This window comes from Planotetraspora sp. GP83 (assembly GCF_041262585.1).
In the GTDB taxonomy this organism is placed as follows: domain Bacteria; phylum Actinomycetota; class Actinomycetes; order Streptosporangiales; family Streptosporangiaceae; genus JAOEGB01.
In genome coordinates this window covers 33,437-51,313 of sequence record NZ_JBGCBZ010000002.1, presented here as the reverse complement: position 1 = coordinate 51,313, position 17,877 = coordinate 33,437, and the positions used below count along the sequence as shown (strand labels likewise).

The 17,877-nt window shown below is 69.2% G+C and carries 16 protein-coding genes; 11 read left to right on the top strand and 5 right to left on the bottom strand.

What is annotated here, in order from left to right:
- Window positions 1–88 precede the first annotated feature (88 nt).
- Window positions 89–931 carry a transporter substrate-binding domain-containing protein gene (locus ABH927_RS03090; RefSeq protein ID WP_370017896.1) on the bottom strand — a complete coding sequence of 281 codons (843 nt, stop codon included), beginning with the start codon at window positions 929–931 and terminating at the stop codon, window positions 89–91.
- A 671-nt stretch (window positions 932–1,602) separates the two neighbouring features.
- Between ABH927_RS03090 and ABH927_RS03085 the strand changes: the two genes are divergently transcribed.
- Entirely contained in the window at window positions 1,603–2,982 is a 1,380-nt protein-coding gene (locus tag ABH927_RS03085) for a ricin-type beta-trefoil lectin domain protein (RefSeq protein ID WP_370017895.1), read from the top strand.
- A gap of 155 nt (window positions 2,983–3,137) precedes the next feature.
- Here the strand turns inward: ABH927_RS03085 and ABH927_RS03080 are convergent, their stop codons facing one another.
- The 4 genes from ABH927_RS03080 to ABH927_RS03065 all read right to left on the bottom strand — a co-directional run bounded on the left by ABH927_RS03080 (window position 3,138) and on the right by ABH927_RS03065 (window position 7,806).
- Window positions 3,138–4,631: an NAD-dependent succinate-semialdehyde dehydrogenase gene (locus tag ABH927_RS03080; protein WP_370017894.1), complete on the bottom strand. Its 1,494-nt coding sequence runs from the start codon at window positions 4,629–4,631 to the stop codon at window positions 3,138–3,140.
- Window positions 4,632–4,747: 116 nt separating this feature from the next.
- Window positions 4,748–5,212: a hypothetical protein gene (locus ABH927_RS03075; RefSeq protein WP_370017893.1), complete on the bottom strand. Its 465-nt coding sequence runs from the start codon at window positions 5,210–5,212 to the stop codon at window positions 4,748–4,750.
- Window positions 5,213–5,240: 28 nt separating this feature from the next.
- Window positions 5,241–6,845 (bottom strand): GMC family oxidoreductase, encoded by a 1,605-nt coding sequence (locus ABH927_RS03070; RefSeq protein ID WP_370017892.1) that lies wholly within the window; start codon window positions 6,843–6,845, stop codon window positions 5,241–5,243.
- A gap of 238 nt (window positions 6,846–7,083) precedes the next feature.
- Entirely contained in the window at window positions 7,084–7,806 is a 723-nt protein-coding gene (locus ABH927_RS03065; RefSeq protein WP_370017891.1) for a hypothetical protein, read from the bottom strand.
- A gap of 71 nt (window positions 7,807–7,877) precedes the next feature.
- Between ABH927_RS03065 and ABH927_RS03060 the strand changes: the two genes are divergently transcribed.
- The 10 genes from ABH927_RS03060 (at window position 7,878) to ABH927_RS03015 (ending at window position 17,794) form a co-directional block, all read left to right on the top strand.
- The gene (locus tag ABH927_RS03060; protein WP_370017890.1) at window positions 7,878–8,525 is read left to right on the top strand and encodes a winged helix-turn-helix transcriptional regulator; all 648 of its coding nucleotides are present in this window, start codon (window positions 7,878–7,880) and stop codon (window positions 8,523–8,525) included.
- 218 nt (window positions 8,526–8,743) lie between these two features.
- Entirely contained in the window at window positions 8,744–9,673 is a 930-nt protein-coding gene (locus ABH927_RS03055) for an NB-ARC domain-containing protein (RefSeq protein ID WP_370017889.1), read from the top strand.
- Window positions 9,674–9,698: 25 nt separating this feature from the next.
- Window positions 9,699–10,298, top strand: coding sequence for a tetratricopeptide repeat protein (locus ABH927_RS03050; RefSeq protein WP_370017888.1), 600 nt, complete (start codon window positions 9,699–9,701; stop codon window positions 10,296–10,298).
- Between the two features lie 313 nt (window positions 10,299–10,611).
- On the top strand, window positions 10,612–11,556 hold the full coding sequence (locus ABH927_RS03045; protein WP_370017887.1) for an NmrA/HSCARG family protein: 945 nt from the start codon (window positions 10,612–10,614) through the stop codon (window positions 11,554–11,556).
- 12 nt (window positions 11,557–11,568) lie between these two features.
- Complete coding sequence (locus ABH927_RS03040; RefSeq protein ID WP_370017886.1) at window positions 11,569–12,642, top strand: LLM class flavin-dependent oxidoreductase; 1,074 nt, start codon at window positions 11,569–11,571, stop codon at window positions 12,640–12,642.
- A complete protein-coding gene (locus tag ABH927_RS03035; RefSeq protein ID WP_370018382.1) occupies window positions 12,639–13,259 on the top strand; it encodes an FMN reductase in 621 nt (206 codons plus the stop codon). Before ABH927_RS03040 ends, ABH927_RS03035 begins: the two co-directional genes overlap by 4 nt.
- 68 nt (window positions 13,260–13,327) lie before the next feature.
- The gene (locus ABH927_RS03030; protein WP_370017885.1) at window positions 13,328–15,196 is read left to right on the top strand and encodes a BTAD domain-containing putative transcriptional regulator; all 1,869 of its coding nucleotides are present in this window, start codon (window positions 13,328–13,330) and stop codon (window positions 15,194–15,196) included.
- Between the two features lie 73 nt (window positions 15,197–15,269).
- Entirely contained in the window at window positions 15,270–16,205 is a 936-nt protein-coding gene (locus ABH927_RS03025; protein WP_370017884.1) for a DUF2332 domain-containing protein, read from the top strand.
- 175 nt (window positions 16,206–16,380) lie between these two features.
- Window positions 16,381–17,088 (top strand): SDR family oxidoreductase, encoded by a 708-nt coding sequence (locus ABH927_RS03020; protein ID WP_370017883.1) that lies wholly within the window; start codon window positions 16,381–16,383, stop codon window positions 17,086–17,088.
- A gap of 55 nt (window positions 17,089–17,143) precedes the next feature.
- Window positions 17,144–17,794, top strand: coding sequence for a formylglycine-generating enzyme family protein (locus tag ABH927_RS03015; protein WP_370017882.1), 651 nt, complete (start codon window positions 17,144–17,146; stop codon window positions 17,792–17,794).
- Window positions 17,795–17,877 lie beyond the last annotated feature (83 nt).

Genomic DNA, 17,877 nt, shown 5'->3' with positions numbered 1-17,877 from the left:
AGCTCGGCCGTCCCGGGGGATGACGGCCGGGCTCTCCCGCGTGATCACTTCTTCGATGGCCGGCCGGAGCCGGCCGCAGAGGCCGGCGTCAGCCGAACGACGGGCATGTCGGCACGGAAGCCGGATCGACTCCACCGAGAGTGGGCAGGACGTTCTTTTCCTGCATCGCCTTGAGGGTTCCGTCCGCCTGGTACTTCTTCAGCAGGTCCTGAACCTTGGGGAAGACCGCTGCACCCTTGTTGAGGATCCAGGCGTACTGGCTTTCCTCGGGCAGTTGGCAGGCGGCCTGCATTCCGGAGTATTTGGGGGTCTGCATCTTGGAAAGGATCGTCGGCAGGTTGCCGAGGGCGCCGTCGATGCGGCCGTCCATCACCGCGTCGTACTTCTGCTGGTCTTCGTCGAAGCCGAGAGGCTTGACGTTGGGCTTGATCACGTTGTTGATGTATTGGGCCGTGTCGCAGGCTCCGCAGGAGCCCAGCTTCAGCTCTCGGATCTTGTCGGCGGTGCTCGCGTCCACGCCCTTTTTGGTGGCGATCGCGATATGGTCGGACCATATCGGAGTGGTCATATCGAATTTCTTGACGCGCTCCGGAAGGATCGAGAACGTGTCGGCTGAAATGTCGTAGTTCTTCGCCTGCCCACCGATCATTGCCGTGAAGTCGATCTTGTTGTATTCGACCTTGAGACCGAGATCCTTGCCCATCTTCTGAGTCAGGTCGACGAAGTAACCGCCCGTCGGGGCGGTCGGGTTGCTGCCTTCGATGAACCCGGGGTAAGGGAAGTCCGCGAAGACCACGGTCAGCACGCCGGGCTTGACGGTATCGATTCCGGACTTGTCGCCGGCGGCCGGATCGGAGCTTCCACATGCCGCCGTGGTGAGGGCAGTGAGGAACACCGCGCCGATGGCCAGAGAAATGCGCTTCGTGGTCATCGCTTGCCTTTCCTTGCTTCCCGGCGTGGTATCCCAGTTTGGGTGTGCCACTCCGGACCGGGGGGTCGCGCTTTTCGGGGTGCTGCAACAAGTGATAGACCGTTGTGCTGTCGAATTTCCATCCGCCGCGGCTGAGGGCAATCACTGTGCTGCGAGTCTCACGGGCGCCGGATGCAGTGTCCAGACGATAAGCGCGCGCCAATATTGCGCTGAGGATTAGCGATGCTAACCGCTGTTTTTTTTGGATCTTGGCGTGGCCGGTTGAAGTGTTCGGCCGAGGGATTGATTTCTGCCTTGGCCGGAGTGGAGGCCCGCCCGGCGCACCGGGTGGGCTGGTTCCGAGAGGCCCCGGGCGTCGCCCGGATCGGCTCAGGGGCCCAGTGGCCGGGATCGAGGATCCGCCCCTCAGTCGGTGCCGGCGGGCACGGAGGCTCCGACCCCGGCAGAACCGAGATCCAACCTGACCGGCAGTGCGGCCGGCAACTTGCCTCTTGACTCACCGTGCCCGGCCAGCCTTAAATTCAGATCATAAAATAAATAAGAAACCTTCCTGTCAGTATCGGGGCCGCCCGTCACGGCCTGCGGGAAGGCGGACCAAGGGAGGTTCTCAGGCCCTTAATTCGGAGGTTAGTTCAAGTCAAGCCTCTCTCGAAGAAAGAGACACGCCCCCCATGAAATCGCAACACTCCGGCCGCCACCTGCGTCTCCTCGTGGGCGCGCTGGTGGCCGCCCTGTCCCTCGTCGTGACCGGCGTCGTCCCCGCGTGGGCGGCCACAGGACAGATCACCGGCTACGGCGGCAAGTGCGTCGACGTGGCCGCCGCCAGCAGCGCCAACGGGACCCAGGTGCAGCTCTACACCTGCAACGGCACCGGCGCCCAGCAGTGGACCGTGGATACCGACGGCACTATCCGGGCGCTCGGCAAGTGCCTGGACGTCGCCGCCGCCAGCAGCGCCAACGGCACCAAGGTGCAGATCTGGGACTGCAACGGCACGGCGGCGCAGAACTGGACGGCCGGCTCCGACGGCACCCTGCGCGCTCTCGGCAAGTGCCTGGACGCCACCGGACCCAGCTCGGCCGACGGAACCCCGCTCCAGCTCTGGGACTGCTTCGCCGGGGCCAACCAGCGGTGGACGCTGCCCAGCGGTACCACCCCGCCGCCGCCACCCCCGCCCGGCAAGATGCCCGGCGCGCCGTACCTCTACATGGGCTGGGGCAGCCCGCCCAGCGCCACCTCGGTGATGAGCGCCACCGGGGTCAAGTCCTTCACCATGGCGTTCATCCTCTCCGGGGGAGGCTGCACGCCGATGTGGGACGGCTCCCGTCCGCTTACGGGGGGCGTGGACGCGCAGACGATCTCGTCGATCAAGGGGGCGGGCGGCAGCGTCCAGGTCTCCTTCGGCGGCTGGTCGGGCAACAAGCTCGGCCCGAACTGTTCGTCGTCCTCCGCCTTCGCCGGCGCGGTGCAGCAGGTCATCAACGCCGTCGGCCCCGCCGTGGTGGACTTCGACATCGAGAACACCGACGAGTTCTCGAACTACACGGTCCAGGACCGCATCCTGGGCGGCCTGAAGATCGTCAAGCAGAACAACCCCAACGTCAAGGTCGCCCTCACCTTCGGCACGAGCACCAGCGGGCCTGGCGGCGACGGCATCCGGCTGATCAACCAGTCCCGGGCGCTCAACGTGCCCATCGACAACTACACGATCATGCCGTTCGACTTCGGCGGCGGCGCGAACATGTACCAGAGCACGGTCAACGCGGCCGAGGGACTGAAGACCGCGCTCAAGAACGCGTGGGGCTGGACCGACGCCCAGGCGTACGCGCACATGGGCATCTCCGGCATGAACGGCCTGTCCGACCAGGGGGAGGTCACCACCCAGTCGACCTGGACGCAGATCCGTGACTGGGCCAACTCCAAGGGCCTCACCCGTCTCGCGTTCTGGTCGGTCAACCGGGACCGTCCGTGCGCGGGCGGCGGCCTTCAGGAGACCTGCAGCGGCCTGTCCGGTAACAACTGGGACTTCACCCGCATAACCGCCGGTTTCTGATCAGCTCGTCGTAGCAGCCCCGGCCACCGTCACGAGGCGGTGGCCGGGCGTGCGTCCGGCGACCATCCCAACGCCGGGCCGCACGCGGCGCGCCGTCCTGACCGCCGGGCCGTACTCTCCGGGACGCGTACGGCCCGGCGGTGCGACGGGGCCGGTCACTCCGTCGCGGCGGTGGAGGGCTGCGGGGTGGAGGGCTGCGGGGTGGCGGGTTGCGGGGTGGCGGTGGGCGCGATCCAGACGCTTCGCACGTTGGTGAACTCGCGGACGCCGGCCGCCCCCAACTCCCGGCCGTACCCGCTGCGCTTGATGCCGCCGAACGGCACCCTCGGGTCGGAGGAGACGAACGAGTTCACGAACAGGCACCCGGATTCGATCCGGCCGCCGACCGCGAGGGCGTGCTCGACGTCGCGGCTCCAGACACTGGCCGCCAGGCCGTACTCTGTGTCGTTCGCCACGGCGATGGCCTCCTCGTCGTCCTGGACGCGGATCAGGGCGGCCACCGGGCCGAAGGTCTCCTCGCTGAAGACCGGCATGTCCCGCGTCACGTTGGTCAGGACCGTCGGCGCGAAGAAGTTGCCGTCGCCGTCCATCCGCTCGCCGCCGCACAGCACCTTCGCGCCCTGCGCGACCGACTCCCGCACCTGGCGCTCCAGGTGGTCGAGGAGGTCCGCGCGGGCGAGCGGCCCCACGCTCGTGCCTTCGGCCGTCGGGTCGCCGACGGTCGCGGCGGCGATGGCGTCGACGAAGAGGCGCTCGAACTCGTCGGCGACGTCCGCGTGCACGATCACCCGCTTGGCCGCGATGCACGTCTGACCGGCGCACATCAGACGGGACTTCGCCGCGTGCACCGCGGCCGTCCGCAGGTCCGCGTCCGCGAGCACCACGAACGGGTCGGAGCCGCCGAGTTCGAGCACGCTCTTCTTCAGCGCCTTACCGGCCGCCGCCGCCACGTGGCCGCCCGCACGGGTCGACCCGGTGAGGGTCACGGCGGCGACCCTGCTGTCGGCGATGAGGCGGTCGGCCACGGCCGGGACGTCGCTCTCGTGCACGACGAGCGTGCGCAGCACCCCGGGCGGCAACTCCGCCGCGAAGACCTCCTCGATCGCCAGGGCGGAGCCCGTGACGTTCGGCGAGTGCTTCAGCAGCACGGTGTTGCCCGCCAGCATCGCCGGGACGGCGAACCGGAAAAGCTGCCAGAACGGGAAGTTCCACGGCATCACCGCGAGCACGACACCCAGCGGTTCGTAGACGATGTAGCTCGATTCCGCCGCGGTCTCGATGTGCTCGGGCTTCAGGAGCTCCGCTCCCGACGTGGCGTACTGGTCACACTGCCAGGCGCACTTGTCGATCTCCGCCAGCGCCTCGGGCAGCGGTTTGCCCATCTCCGCGGTGATGAGCCCGGCGAGCTCCTCCCGGCGCGACCGGAGAACGCCCGCGACCGCGCCGAGACGCCTCGCACGCTCCTCGACGGCGACACCGCGCCAGGCACGCGCCGTGCCGTACGCGTCGGCCAGCGCCTGGTCGATCTGCTCGTCGGAGAACGCGGGGTACGAACGCAGAGGGCGCCCGGTGGCCGGATTGACGGTGTCGACGGTGCGGGTCTGGGGCTCGGTCTCGGTCTGGGTCTGGGTCTGGGTCTCGCTGGTCATATCAGTCCTTGCCGGGATGTCGGTGCCGCGGTGTGGTGAAAGGGAGGAGCGGTGTGCCGGGGGCGGGGCCGTTCCCCCGCCGCGGGCGGCGGCTGTCAGGGAGTGTCAGACATGACTCAGGCCTCGCGGTAGCGCGGGCCGCGCTCGATCACGCGTGCCAGCAGTTCCTCATCGATGTCCTCGGCGACGCCGACGACGTGCGGCTGCTGGCCGGTGTACCCGAGCAGCCCGCGGACACGCGGGTTGGTGTAATAGCCCCCGGCGATGATCAGGCAGAGGGCGTCGTGGGCGGCGGGATCGAGTGCCCCCAGCTCGGCCATGATCTCCGGCGGATCGGCGTCGACGGTGAGCGTCCATGCCCGCAGCAGATGGTGGGTCAGGTCCGGCCGGCTCCTGAGCACCACGTCGAGCTGACGGCCGGCGACGCCCGCCTCACTCGCGGCGGGCATGGTCTCCGACGCGGGGATCAGCAGGTCGGCGACGCGCCGCAGCCAGTCACGGCACTCGTCCGGTACGGCCGGTCCGGCGTCGCCGATCCCACCGGGGCCGGCGACGTCAACGGAAACCGCATCTGCGGTCATTTCGCAGCCTCCTTCACTCGTCCCGCCATCAGGCGGGGATCCGCTGCTGCCTGCGGTTGGCGATCAGGTGCTCGGCCGACCGCAGGGCGAGCGCCACGATGGTGCTCGTCGGGTTAACGCCGCCCGATGTGACGAACACGCTGCCGTCCATCAGGTAGAGGTTCGGCACGTCATGGCTCCGGCCGAACTCGTCGACCACGGAGGTCGCAGGGTCGGTGCCCATCCGGGCCGTGCCGAGGAGGTGCCAGCCGGAGTAGCGCATCAGCGACTCCGTGGCGATGTCATAGGCGCCGGCCTCGCGCAGCGACTCGGTGGCGCGCGCGATGTGGAAGTCCAGCAGCCGCCGCGAGTTCGCGCCGACCTTGTAGGTGATCTTCGGGGCCGGGATGCCGGAGGAGTCGGTGAGCGATGAGTCGAGCTCGACGGCGTTCGACTCGTCCGGCAGGTCCTCGCCGAAGATGCCCCAGCTGATCGTCCGGCCGAGGTGGCGGCGCACGTGTTCGTGGTGCTCCGGCCCCCAGGCGTCCTCGCCGGCTCGCGTGGGCAGTGCGGCGTTCAGGGGCCCACCCGTCGGCGCCAGGCTCCACTTGGCGCCCCGCACGAAGTCGCGGTCCGGGTCGGTCTCGTAGAACTCATAGCAGGTGATTTTGGCGCCGACGTGCCCGTTCCAGCTGGCCATGTCGTCGTCGAAGTAGCCCAGGACGTTCGCGAACGGGTGCACCATCAGCCGCCGCCCCACCAGGCCGCTGGAGTTGGCCAGGCCCTGCGGGTGAAGCGGCGACGCGGAGTTGAGCAGGATCCGGGGCGTGCCCACCGCGTTGGCCGCCAGGATGACGACGTCGGCGCGCGCGATGTCCCACGACCCGTCGGGACGGACGAACTCCGCGCCGGTCGCCAGGCCCTGGCGCGAGACGAGGATGCGGGCCACCCGCGCCTCCGTGATGAGCCGGGTGCCCCTGCCGATGGCGGCCGGCCAGTGGGTCAGGTCGGTCGACGCCTTGGCGCCTTCGGGGCAGCCCTGCATGCACGCGCCGTACTGGACGCACGGCCGGCGTCCGGCGTAGGGAGCCGACAGCACGGCCTGCGCCGCCGGCCACCAGTGCCAGCCGAGCCGGTCGTGCGCGCGGGCCATCCGCAGCCCGGTCTGCCCGATGGGCAGGGGCGGCAGCGGCGGTTCCGCCCCATCCGGGTAGGCCGGGTCGCCGCCGGCACCGGAGACCCCGAAGGCCACGTCGGTGCGCTCGTAATAGGGCCGCAGGTCCGCGTAGCGCAGCGGCCAGTCGTCGGCGACGCCGTCGAGCGACCGGACCCGGAAGTCGGACGGCAGGAGCCGGGGCCAGTCCGCCGCATAGAGGGTCATGCTGCCGCCGACACCGGCGTACATGAGCGGCACGATGTCGGAGTCGCCGTCGTCGATCGGGTAGTCGGCGGCGTTCCGCCGTACGTTCGGGCTGCCCGACCACTGTTTGCGGGCCTCGAGCTCGTAGGTCATCCGTTGCGCGGGGAAGTCGGCCCGGTCGGGCCACGTGCCCTGTTCGAGGCACAGCACATCGAAACCCGCGTCCGCGAGCGCGGCGGCCGCGACACCGCCCGACGCCCCGGCACCGATGATCAGAACCTCGGCCTGTTCCATGCTGTCCTCTTCCGCGCCGCCTCGGAAACCGCTTTCCCGACACCATATGAAAGCGCCCAAACGGTGGCAAGGAGGCGTCGGTCCGAGGCTGTCGGTGTGTCCCAGGGCCGGGCCGAGATCATCCTCGGCCGTGGTTTCCTTCACGGAGTCGTTCCCGCTGTTCGGTTTCGACCTCGGGCAGTACGAGGAGTTGTTCGAGTCTCGCGCGCGGCCTGCTCGCGAGGCCGGCGTCAGCCCGTCAGCTGAACCTGACCTCGCCGAGGTCCAGTGTGATCGGGATCCACGACAGGTCCGGTGTCCGATCCTCGTTACGGACGTGGATGTGCCGCTTGATCGGCACCGTGATCCCGTCGAACGTCCGGGATTCGCGGATGTAGTGGGCGACCGGCGTCTGGCCGTTGACGACGGGCTGGTAGTCCATCCGGCGTAGCAGACCGGCCTCGTCGAAGTAGTAGAGCTGCGTCTCGCAGTGGGTGTCGATCGAGTCGGGGAAGGTCACGCTGAGGACGCGCCAGGTCTGCCCGTTCTCCGTCCACGGCTCCACCTCATGCGCATCGACGCCGGGCCAGGTGAAGACGTACGGCTCGACCAGGTAGTGCCAGGTGGCGTAGCTGCGGAAGTAGGCGATCCGCGCGAGGCTCCACCTGGTGTCCGGGGTGTAGCCGTCGAAGCTCGCGCGCGGGTCGTCGAGCGCCTCGATGATCTCGCCGTCCGCTCCGGTGACGGTGATCCGGTTCGCCTTCTTGTCGAAGACGACCGTGCGGCCGGTCGACTCCTGGACCTGGCGGGAGTGCTGCTCCTGGAGGTTCGCCTCCAGGGTGTCGGCGCCGGCGAAGTCGGCGTGGCCCTTGAACTCCCAGAATGGGCCACCGTACGTGATCCGTGCGCTGATGGTCGAGAGGTTCTTCCAGCGGTCGAGCCCGCCGTGGGCTTCGAGCACCTTTTCAAGCAGTGCGTCCATTGCTTACTCCTAGATTAGGACCAATGAGTGCGAGAGTAGCACTGATGAGTGCTCGTGCGTATCCTCGATCTGTGTCGCAGAGGAGCTATGAGGACGCCTGTGGAGCCGCCCTCGCCATGGACGTCATCGGTGAGCGGTGGGCCCTGCTGATCGCCCGCGAGTTGATGTTCGGCCCCAAGCGCTTCAGGGACCTGCGCGGCGGCTTGCCGAAGGCGAGCCAGAACGTGCTGAGCCAGCGACTCAGGGAGCTGGAGGGGAACGGCGTCGTGCGCCGGGTGGAGCTCGGCCCGCCAGTGAGCACGCACGTGTACGAGCTCACGGAGCGAGGACGGCAACTGGAGGCCGTACTGATCGCCCTGGCCCGCTGGGGAGCGCACATCCAGGGGAAGGACGGTGCCGACATGAGCACCGACGCCTTCATGCTGCTGCTGAAGGCGCTCTATCTCCCGCCCGCGGACGGAGTCCCGACGATGGCCGTCCGTCTCCTCGTCGGCGTGGACTCGTTCGATGTCGAGGTGGAGCCGGCGTCGATCAGCGTCGTGCGAGGGGCGCGCGCGGACGTGGACGCCACCGCCCGCGCCGACGTCCCGACGCTGTTGAGCCTGATCTTCACTGACGCGACCGTCGCGTCGGCCGTCGACGCGGGGGTCCTGGAGGTGACCGGGGACCAGGCCGCGGGGCAGCGGTTCTTCACACTCTTCGGCCTGCCGCCGTCGTGACAGGCTGACTCTCCCTTGCGGCAACGGCCCACGACCGGGCCGCCGGCCGGCTGAGACCCGCCGTTGGTGACCTTCACCTTGGTGACTCGCCGCCCTATGCTGACGTCGGGGGGAACTTGGGCTCGCACGAGCCCGTTGTCACGGCATACAGGCGGGTTCCCGGGCGGTGATGAACAGTGCGACGGGCGCTGAGGGTGCTGGTCGCCACGGTCCTACCAGTGCTCGCCGCCATAGGTTCCTGGTGGGTCTGCGACGTGTACGGCCTCGCACTGGATGAGACCGGCATCATCGTGGGTCTGGTGGTCGGAGTCCTGGCTACTCCGACGAGTCTCTGGGTCGGCAAGGAGGCCTCCGAGAGGGTCGGCCGCCGTTCACGCCTTGACCTCGCTGAGGAGAAAGCGCCGGCGGATCCACCTCAATTCACTCCCGAAGGCACACCGCTCGCATTGGACGTAGGAGCCGCGCAGCTTGCCGGTGTGCCGCCGTTGATCGGATATCTGCCTCGGGCGCCCAAGGCGTTCCAGTGGAGAACCGACCTGATGGAGCGAATCGGCGAGGCGCTGGCGGGAGGTCGTCCAGCGGCCGTGTGTTCGCTCACCGGAGCGCGTGGAGTCGGCAAAACGCAGCTTGCCGCGGCTTATGCGCGATCGTCGCTGGACTCGGGTGTTCCGGTCGCCTGGCTTACGGCGGAAACGCAGGAACAACTGTTCAGCGGTCTTGACACGATGGCCCAAGCGCTCAATATCCGCATCTTGGGTGAGGACTCCATCCGTACTGGGCATCGGGTGCGGGAATGGCTCGAAGGCCGCCGCGTGCCGTACCTCATTATTTTCGACAACGCCGTGGACCCCGACCTGCTGAGCGAATATCTGCCGACTGTCGGCCATGCTCAGGTGCTCATCACCACCAATCGTCAGGAGTTCGGCACCCTGGCCGACATGGTCCCCGTGGACCGCTTCACCACCGACGAGGCTCTGGCGTTCCTCCATGAGCGAGTGGGCCCGGCCGACGGTCCCGGTGCCCGGGCGCTCATCGACGAGGTGGATCACCTGCCCCTGGCACTGGCGTTGGCTGCCACCCGCATCGTCGGCCCGCCTCGGTTGAGCTACGCCCAGCCGTGCGTATCGGTCGGCGGGCAGGCTGGATGAGGCGATCGGGCTGCACGAGCGGACCTTGGCGGACCGGGAGCGGGTGCTCGGGATAGATCATCAGGACACGCTGATGTCGCGGAACAATCTGGCTTATGCGTACCGGTCAGCGGGCAGGCTGGACGAGGCGATCGGGTTGCACGAACGGACGCTGGCAGATCAGGATCGCCTGTTGGGTGCCGATCACCCGGACACGCTGACCTCGAAGAGCAATCTCGCGGGGGCGTATTGGTCGGCGGGCAGGCTGGATGAGGCGATCGGGTTGCACGAGCGGACCTTGGCGGACCGGGAGCGGGTGCTTGGTGCGGACCATACCTGCACGCTGATGTCGCAGAACAACCTGGCGAATGCCTACGGGTCGGCGGGGAGGTCGGACGAGGCGATCGGGTTGCACGAGCGCACGCTGGCGGACCGGGAGCGGGTGCTCGGGGCGGATCACCCGGACACGCTGATGTCCAAGAGCAATCTCGCGGGGGCGTATCGGTCGGCGGGCAGGCTGGATGGGGCGACCGCGCTCTACAAGCAGACGATCACGGAGATGGAAAGGGTGCTCGGTTGTGATCACCCTTACACGCGGATAACGCGCGACAATCTGGCTGCGCTACAGGTTCCGCAGGAGTCATGACCCCCCATCGGCGTGCCGCCCACCCGGACCGGTGGGGCGTCGAGCTCGATGCCCGGCCGGCGGTGGGAGCGAAGGCCGCATAGGCGAGCGAGGCGGATTGGAAGCGCCCGCGGATGATGCTGTTGATGTTGATGGTGCCCGCCATGGCGCCGGTGTCACGCACACACACACCAGACTTCGCGACTGCGGCAAGGCGGCGCGACAGGCGTGGACGGCACATGAAGCAGACGTGCACGAGGTGTCAATGCCGCGGCGCTTCCATGGGGACGTGATCGGAACGACCGATCGCAGGTGACCAGGGGAGTAGGTCCCGATGATCGACAAGAAGATCATTGCCGTGGTCGGCGCCACCGGCCAGCAGGGTGGCGGTCTGGCCCGTGCCATCCTCGATGACCCGGCGGGACGGTTCGCCCTCCGCGCGCTCACGCGGCGGCCCGACTCGGACGCCGCGAAGGCGCTGGCCGACCGCGGCGCCGAGGTCGTGGCCGCGGACGCCGACGACGAGGCAGGCCTGACGAGGGCACTGCAGGGCGCGTACGGCGCCTACTTCGTCACCGCGTTCTGGGAGCTGCAGTCCGTCGAGCGTGAGCAGGCCCAGGCCCGCGCGATGGCCGCGGCCGCCAAGGCCGCGGGGCTCCAGCACGTCATCTGGTCGACGCTGCCCGACACCCGCGAGCACATCCCGCTCCACGACGATCGCGTCCCGACGCTGCACGGCAAGTACAAGGTGCCGCACTTCGACGGCAAGGGCGAGGCCGACTCGTTCTTCACCGACGCGGGTGTGCCGACCACGTTCCTGTCCACCACGTTCTACTTCGAGGCGTTCCTCGACTTATTCCGCCCGGCGCGCGGTGAGGACGGCACCCTCGCGATCAATCTCCCGATGGGCGACCGGAAGCTCCCCGGGATCGCGTCCGAGGACATCGGCCGCACCGCGTTCGGCATCTTCAAGCGCGGCACGGAGCTGGTCGGGCAGACGATCAACATCTCCGGCGAGAACCTGACCGGCGAGGAGTACGCCGCCGCGTTCAGCAAAGAGCTCGGCGAGCCCGTCCTCTACCGGCCGGCGAGTCTCGACGTGGTCCGCGGGTGGCCGTCCCCGATCGCCGACGAGGCCGCGAACATGTTCTTCTTCTACGCCGAGCACGAGGACGTGTTCGCCGGCGTCCGCGACCCCGAAAAGGTGCGGGAGCTCAACCCGCGGCTGCAGGACTTCGCCACCTGGCTCGCCGCCAACCACGACAAGTTCACGAGCTGAGGGATGAAAGCCATGCAATTCGGCATCTTCACGGTCGGCGACATCGTGCCCGATCCCACGACCGGGCGCGCGCCGACCGAGTACGAGCGGATCAAGGGGTTTGTCGAGATGGCGCTGAAGGCGGAGGAGGTGGGCCTCGACGTCTTCGCGATGGGAGAGCACCACAATCGGCCGTTCGTCCCGTCGTCGCCCACCACGATTCTCGGCTACATCGCGGCGCGGACCAGCGAGATCCTGCTGTCGACGTCGACGACGCTGATCACCACGAACGATCCGGTGAAGATCGCCGAGGACTACGCGATGCTCCAGCACCTCGCGGACGGCCGGGTCGACCTGATTCTGGGCCGCGGTAACACCGGCCCGGTGTATCCGTGGTTCGGCAAGGACATCCGCGACGGGATCGCGCTCGCGGTGGAGAACTACGCGCTGCTACGCCAGTTGTGGCGTGAGGACGTGGTCGACTGGCAGGGTAAGTTCCGCACGCCGCTTCAGGCGTTCACCTCGACCCCGCGCCCGCTCGACGACGTGCCGCCGTTCGTCTGGCACGGCTCGATCCGCAGCCCGGAGATCGCCGAGCAGGCCGCCTACTACGGCGACGGGTTCTTCCACAACAACGTCCTGCTGCCGATAGAGCACACCCGGCAGATGATCGATCTGTACCGCACGCGCTTCGAGCACTACGGGCACGGACCGGCCGACCAGGCGATCGTCGGGCTCGGCGGGCACGTGTTCATGCGGCGCAGATCGCAGGACGCGATCGCCGAGTTCCGCCCGTACTTCGACAGCTCCCCGGCGTACGGCAGCGGGCCGTCGCTTGAGGAGACCATGCAGTACACGCCGCTGGTGGTGGGCAGCCCGCAGGAGGTCATCGACACGACGCTCCGGTTCCGGGAGCACTTCGGCGACTACCAGCGCCAGCTGTTCAATGTGGACGGCATGGGCCTGCCCCTCAAGGCGGTGCTGGAGCAGATCGACTTCCTCGGCGAGGAAGTCGTCCCCGTGCTCCGTAAGGAGTTCGCGGTGGTGCGTCCGGCGCACATCCCGGACGCGCCGACGCACGAGTCACTGAAGGCGGCGAGAGCCTGATGAAGCGCACCATCGCCGTTGTGTCCGCCGGGCTCGGCCGCCCGTCGTCGAGCCGGCTGCTCGCCGACCGGCTGGCCGCGGCCACGGAGCGGGAGCTGCGCCAGGTGGGCGACGAGGTGGAGGTGCGCGTGGTGGAGGTCCGCGACCACGCGCACGACCTGGTCAACAACCTGGTCAGCAGCTACCCCGCCCCGGAGCTCCGGGACGCATTCGACGCGGTGACCGGAGCCGACGGGCTGATCGCCGTGACTCCCACGTTCGCCTCCTCCTACAGTGGAATGTTCAAGACGTTCTTCGACGTCCTCGACATGTTGGACGGCGAGGCGCTGGCGGACAAGCCGGTGCTGATCGGCGCGACGGGCGGCACCGCGAGGCACTCGCTCGTGCTGGAGCACGCTATGCGGCCGTTGTTCACCTATCTGCGAGGTGTGGTCGTGCCGACCTCGGTGTTCGCGGCGCCGGAGGACTGGGGCGGCGCGGCCGCCCCGGACCTGCTGGCCCGCCGGATCGACCGGGCCGCGGCTCAGCTCGCCGCGGAGATCCACCGACGAGATGCGCCGGTTGGCCGAGATCCGTTCGAGCCGACGCCGTTCGAAGACCTCCTCGATGCGGGCTGACCCGGAATATCGGCCGTACGCCGGCGGTTGCGGCGCTTGAGTGTGCGGTCGGTTCCCGAGGAGGTCTGGTGGGCGAACAGCTGCGGTTCGAGCTGCTCGGTCCGGTGCGTGCCTGGCGCGGGGACGTTGAGATCGAGCTTGGCTCCCCGCAGCAGCGGGCGATCCTCGCGATCCTCCTGCTACAGGCGGGCACGCCCGCCTCGGCCGACCAACTGGTCACGGCGATCTGGGGCGGCGCTCCGCCGCCCGCCGCGATCGGCATGGTCCGCTCGTACGTGTCCCGGCTGCGCCGCGTGCTCGATCCCGGCCACCCGGCGACGGTGATCGAGTCGCTCGGCGGCGGCTACGCGGTGCGGGCCGAGGAGCTCGACCTCACCGAGTTCCATCGGCAGCTCGGGGTCGCCAGGGAGGCCCGCCGCGCCGGTGACGCGCCCGCCGCGGCGACCGCGCTGCGCACCGCGCTCGATCTGTGGCACGGCACGCCGCTCGCCGGCGTCAACGGTGAGTACGCCGAATTCGAACGCACCAGGCTCGGGCAGTTGCGGCTCACGGTGATCGAAGACTTGGCGGCGGCCGACATCGAGTCGGGCAGGCCCGTCGAGGCGGCCGCCGAGCTGGCAGAGGTGATCGCCGAGCAGCCGCTGAGGGAACGGCCACGCGAGCTGCTGATGCTCGCGCTGTACCGGTCGGGCCGGCAGGCCGACGCGCTCGCCGTGTTCGGGCAGGTCCAGCGGCTGCTCGCCGACGAGCTGGGCCTGGACCCCGGCCCGGACCTGCGGGAGATGCAGCGGCGGATCCTCGTGTCCGACCCGGCGCTGGCCGCTCCCGTCGCACCGACGCCGGCGATGACTCCGTCGCGCATCCCCGCGCAGCTGCCGCCTGACCTGCCGGACTTCGTCGGCCGAGACGAGACGAAATACCGTATGGCCGACGCACTGACCCCGTCCAACGCGAGCGTGCCGGTGGTCGGTGTCGAGGGGCTCGCCGGCATCGGCAAGACCACTCTCGCCGTGCACGTCGGGCATGCGGTCGCCGCGAGCTTCCCCGACGGTCAGCTGTTCGTCGACCTCGGCGCGGCCGGCGAGCCGCTGGCCGAGCTGTTGCGTGGCGTCGGCGTGCCGTACGCGGGGCTGCCCGAGTCGTTCAGCGAGCGGGTGGCGTTGTGGCGGACGCTGACCACCGGCCGCCGGCTGCTCGTCGTGCTGGACGACGCCCGCGACACCGAGCAGGTGCGGCCGCTGCTGCCCGGCCCGGGCGGGTCCACGGTCATAATCACTGCGCGGCAGCGGCTGTACGGCCTGGCGTACGTGCACTGGCTGAAGCTGGGCGGGCTGAGCGAGGACGACTCGGTCGCCCTGCTGGAACGGCTCATCGGCATCGAACGGGTGCGCCCGGAGCTGGCGGACATCCGCGAGATTGTCCGGAACACCGCCGGCCTGCCGCAGGTGCTGCAGGTGGTCGGCGCGCGGATCGCCGCGCGGCCGGGCTGGAGCATCGCGGAGGCGAGGCAACGGCTCAGCAGGCCCGACCCTGGCTCGCCAGTGCTCCCGCCGGATTGCGCGGCCATCGACCGGCCGTACACTTCGGCGATGGAGCAGCTGTCACCCACGCAGGCGAGGGCGTTCCGCCTGCTCTCCTTGGCGGATGGGCCGGACATCTCGCTCACCGCCGCTTCGGCCCTGTTGGACCTGCCGCCCGGCGACACCTCGGCGCTGCTGGAATCCCTCGTGGACATGCACCTGCTGGAGCCTGGAGGCCTGGACCGGTACTACTACCAGGAGCCACTGCGGAGTTTCGCCCGCAGCCGCGCGTTCGCCGACGACGGTCCCGAAGCGAGCCAGGCGGCGCTGACCAGGCTCGCCCGGTTCTACAGCGCGGAGGAGGCTCGGTTCCGCGCCGGACACCACTTCAATCAGCGTCTGCGCCTCCAGGCATGAATCGGCATCTGTTGCCCTTGGGACGCATCGGCCGGCTGGTGGGCCGAGTCCGCGCGATGAAGATCATTTGCACATGACGACCGCTGCGGAATACGCCGAGTTCGCCGCGCGCGAGGCGCACGGCGTGTCAGCCGCGTACGAGCGCCTGTCTCTCGCGGTCTCCCGCGACGACGAGGTGCTCGCCCTGCTCGGCACGCTTCCGCCGATCAAGCGGCAGCCGAACCTGCTGTTCGGTGTCGTACGGTTCCTCGGCGGCCCGGTCGATGACCCGGCCGCGTTCCACGATTACACGGTGGCGAACTGGCCGGCGATCGAGGCGGAGATGGGCACCCGGGCCACGCAGACGAACGAGGCGGGGCGGTGTGCCGTACTGCTGCCAGTGCTCGCCGCGCTGCCGCAGCCGCTCGCGCTGCTGGAGGTCGGCGCGTCCGCCGGGCTGTGCCTCTACCCCGACCGGTACGCCTACCGCTACGGGCAACACATGATCGGCTCTGGCGAACCGGTCCTCGACTGCGCGGCGACCGGAGTGGCGCCGCCGGCCTGCGTACCCGATGTGGTGTGGCGGGCCGGCCTGGATCTGAACCCGCTCGACGTGACCGACTCCGCGGACGTCGCGTGGCTCGACGCCCTGATCTGGCCGGAGCACGCACAACGCCGCGCCCGGCTGCGGGCCGCAGCGGCCGTAGCCGCGGCCGATCCGCCGCTACTCGTGCGCGGCGACTTGGTGGACGACCTCCCGGCGCTGGCCGCGCGGGCACCGGCCGGCGCGACGCTGGTGGTGTTCCACACCTCCGTGATGTACCAGGTGCCGGCGCCACGGCGGGAGGCGTTCACCGGGGTCGTACGCGCGCTACCCGGGCACTGGATCGCGAACGAGGCCCCTGACGTGCTGCCGTACGACGCGCTGCCGAAGCCGCCAGGCGCGGTGCTGCACAACGTGCTCGCGCTGGACGGGACGCCGCTCGCCTGGACCCGGTCGCACGGCCAGGCGATCACCTGGTTCGCGTAACTCATGCCGTGGCGGGTCGACCATGGTGACCTGGGTGACCTGGGTGACCTGGGTGGCCTGCCGGTCGCCATGCCCACCAGTGAGCACCGCCGGCCGCGGGACCTGCCTGGTACCGGTAGTCCCAGGAAGACGGGACGAGTGGCTGACCATACCGCCCGGCTGGAAGGCTGGAGGCATGACGACAACACTGATCACCGGAGCGAACAAGGGGCTGGGCTTTGAGACCGCCCGCCGACTCATCGCAGCAGGTCATACCGTCTACGTGGGCAGCCGGAACGCCGAACGCGGGCGCCGGGCCGCTGAGCAGCTGGGCGCGCGGATGCTCCTCATCGATGTCACCGACGACGCGTCCGTCGCGGACGCGGCGAAAACCATCGACGCCGACGGCGGGCTGGACGTGCTGATCAACAACGCCGGCATCGAACGGCGCGGCGAAGGGAACACCGTGGTCGGCGCCGCGGAGGTGACCGCCGACATAATGCGGCAGGTGTTCGAGACGAACGTCTTCGGCGTTGTGCGGGTCACCCACGCGTTCCTGCCGCTGCTGCGGCGGTCCGCGGCCCCGGTCGTGGTGAACGTGAGCAGCGGTCTGGCGTCGATGGCCCGGGTCTCCGCCCCGGGCGCACCGGCGTACGCGTACCCGGGGGTCGCCTATCCGGCGTCGAAGGCCGCGGTCAACATGATCACCGTGCAGTACGCCAAGGCGTTCCCGGGCATGCGGATCAACGCGGTGGAGCCCGGTTACACCGCGACGGACCTGAACGGGCACAGCGGCACGCAGACCGTCGAGGAGGGCGCCGAGATCATCGTTCGCATGGCGCAGGTGGGCCCCGACGGTCCGACCGGAGGCTACTTCGATGCCACAGGCCCCATCCCCTGGTAAGGCTTCACCCGGTGGAAGCACTGGCCCCGATGCCGCGTCAGGAATGGCCGAGCACATGATCGGGATCCCTGCCGGTGAGATCGTCCTGCGGGACGAGGGCACGCAGACGAACTGGAAGGTCGAGGTCGGGGCCTTCCGGCTGGCGCCGTATCCGGTGACCCGTGAGCTGTACCGCGCGGTTCGAGGCGAGGGGCTCGACAGCTCGGCGGGGCCGCGGATGCCGATGACCGAGGTCTCCTGGAAGGAGGCCGTTCGGTTCTGCAACCTGCTCTCGCAGGAGGCGGGGCTCGAACCCTGCTACCGGATGGGTGATGACCCCGACGGGCAGGACGTGGTTTGCGACTGGGCGGCCGACGGCTATCGCCTTCCGTCCGAGGCGGAGTGGGAGTACGCGTGCAGGGCCGGGACCTCCGGTGTTCGCTACGGAGAGTTGGACGAGATCGCCTGGTACCGCGAGAACTCCGGCGGCGAAGTGCATGACGTCGCGACCAAGGCGCCGAACGCGTGGGGTGTCCACGACATGATCGGCAACGTGTGGGAGTGGTGCTGGGATCTCTATGATCCCGGGGTCTATGGCCCGTACCGCGTGTTCCGGGGTGGAGGTGCGCATGATCGACCCCGAGGATGCCGGGCGTCGTGCCGCCGGAAGAGTCACCCGACCTTTCGCATCGACGACCTCGGGTTCCGTCTCGCCCGATCGCTGTGAGCTATGGGTCCTCGGAGACCTGCGCCGATTTACGGAGCCTCGTCCAACCCGCTCCGAGTCCTGCTCCTCTGGTGGGGCAGGAA

What these genes read in the sequence shown, in the direction of transcription:
- ABH927_RS03090 (WP_370017896.1), bottom strand. Translation starts at nt 931, where the DNA reads ATGACCACGAAGCGCATTTCTCTGGCCATCGGCGCGGTGTTCCTCACT.
- ABH927_RS03085 (WP_370017895.1), top strand. Translation starts at nt 1,603, where the DNA reads ATGAAATCGCAACACTCCGGCCGCCACCTGCGTCTCCTCGTGGGCGCG.
- ABH927_RS03080 (WP_370017894.1), bottom strand. Translation starts at nt 4,631, where the DNA reads ATGACCAGCGAGACCCAGACCCAGACCCAGACCGAGACCGAGCCCCAG.
- ABH927_RS03075 (WP_370017893.1), bottom strand. Translation starts at nt 5,212, where the DNA reads ATGACCGCAGATGCGGTTTCCGTTGACGTCGCCGGCCCCGGTGGGATC.
- ABH927_RS03070 (WP_370017892.1), bottom strand. Translation starts at nt 6,845, where the DNA reads ATGGAACAGGCCGAGGTTCTGATCATCGGTGCCGGGGCGTCGGGCGGT.
- ABH927_RS03065 (WP_370017891.1), bottom strand. Translation starts at nt 7,806, where the DNA reads ATGGACGCACTGCTTGAAAAGGTGCTCGAAGCCCACGGCGGGCTCGAC.
- ABH927_RS03045 (WP_370017887.1), top strand. Translation starts at nt 10,612, where the DNA reads ATGATCGACAAGAAGATCATTGCCGTGGTCGGCGCCACCGGCCAGCAG.
- ABH927_RS03040 (WP_370017886.1), top strand. Translation starts at nt 11,569, where the DNA reads ATGCAATTCGGCATCTTCACGGTCGGCGACATCGTGCCCGATCCCACG.
- ABH927_RS03025 (WP_370017884.1), top strand. Translation starts at nt 15,270, where the DNA reads ATGACGACCGCTGCGGAATACGCCGAGTTCGCCGCGCGCGAGGCGCAC.
- ABH927_RS03020 (WP_370017883.1), top strand. Translation starts at nt 16,381, where the DNA reads ATGACGACAACACTGATCACCGGAGCGAACAAGGGGCTGGGCTTTGAG.
- ABH927_RS03015 (WP_370017882.1), top strand. Translation starts at nt 17,144, where the DNA reads ATGATCGGGATCCCTGCCGGTGAGATCGTCCTGCGGGACGAGGGCACG.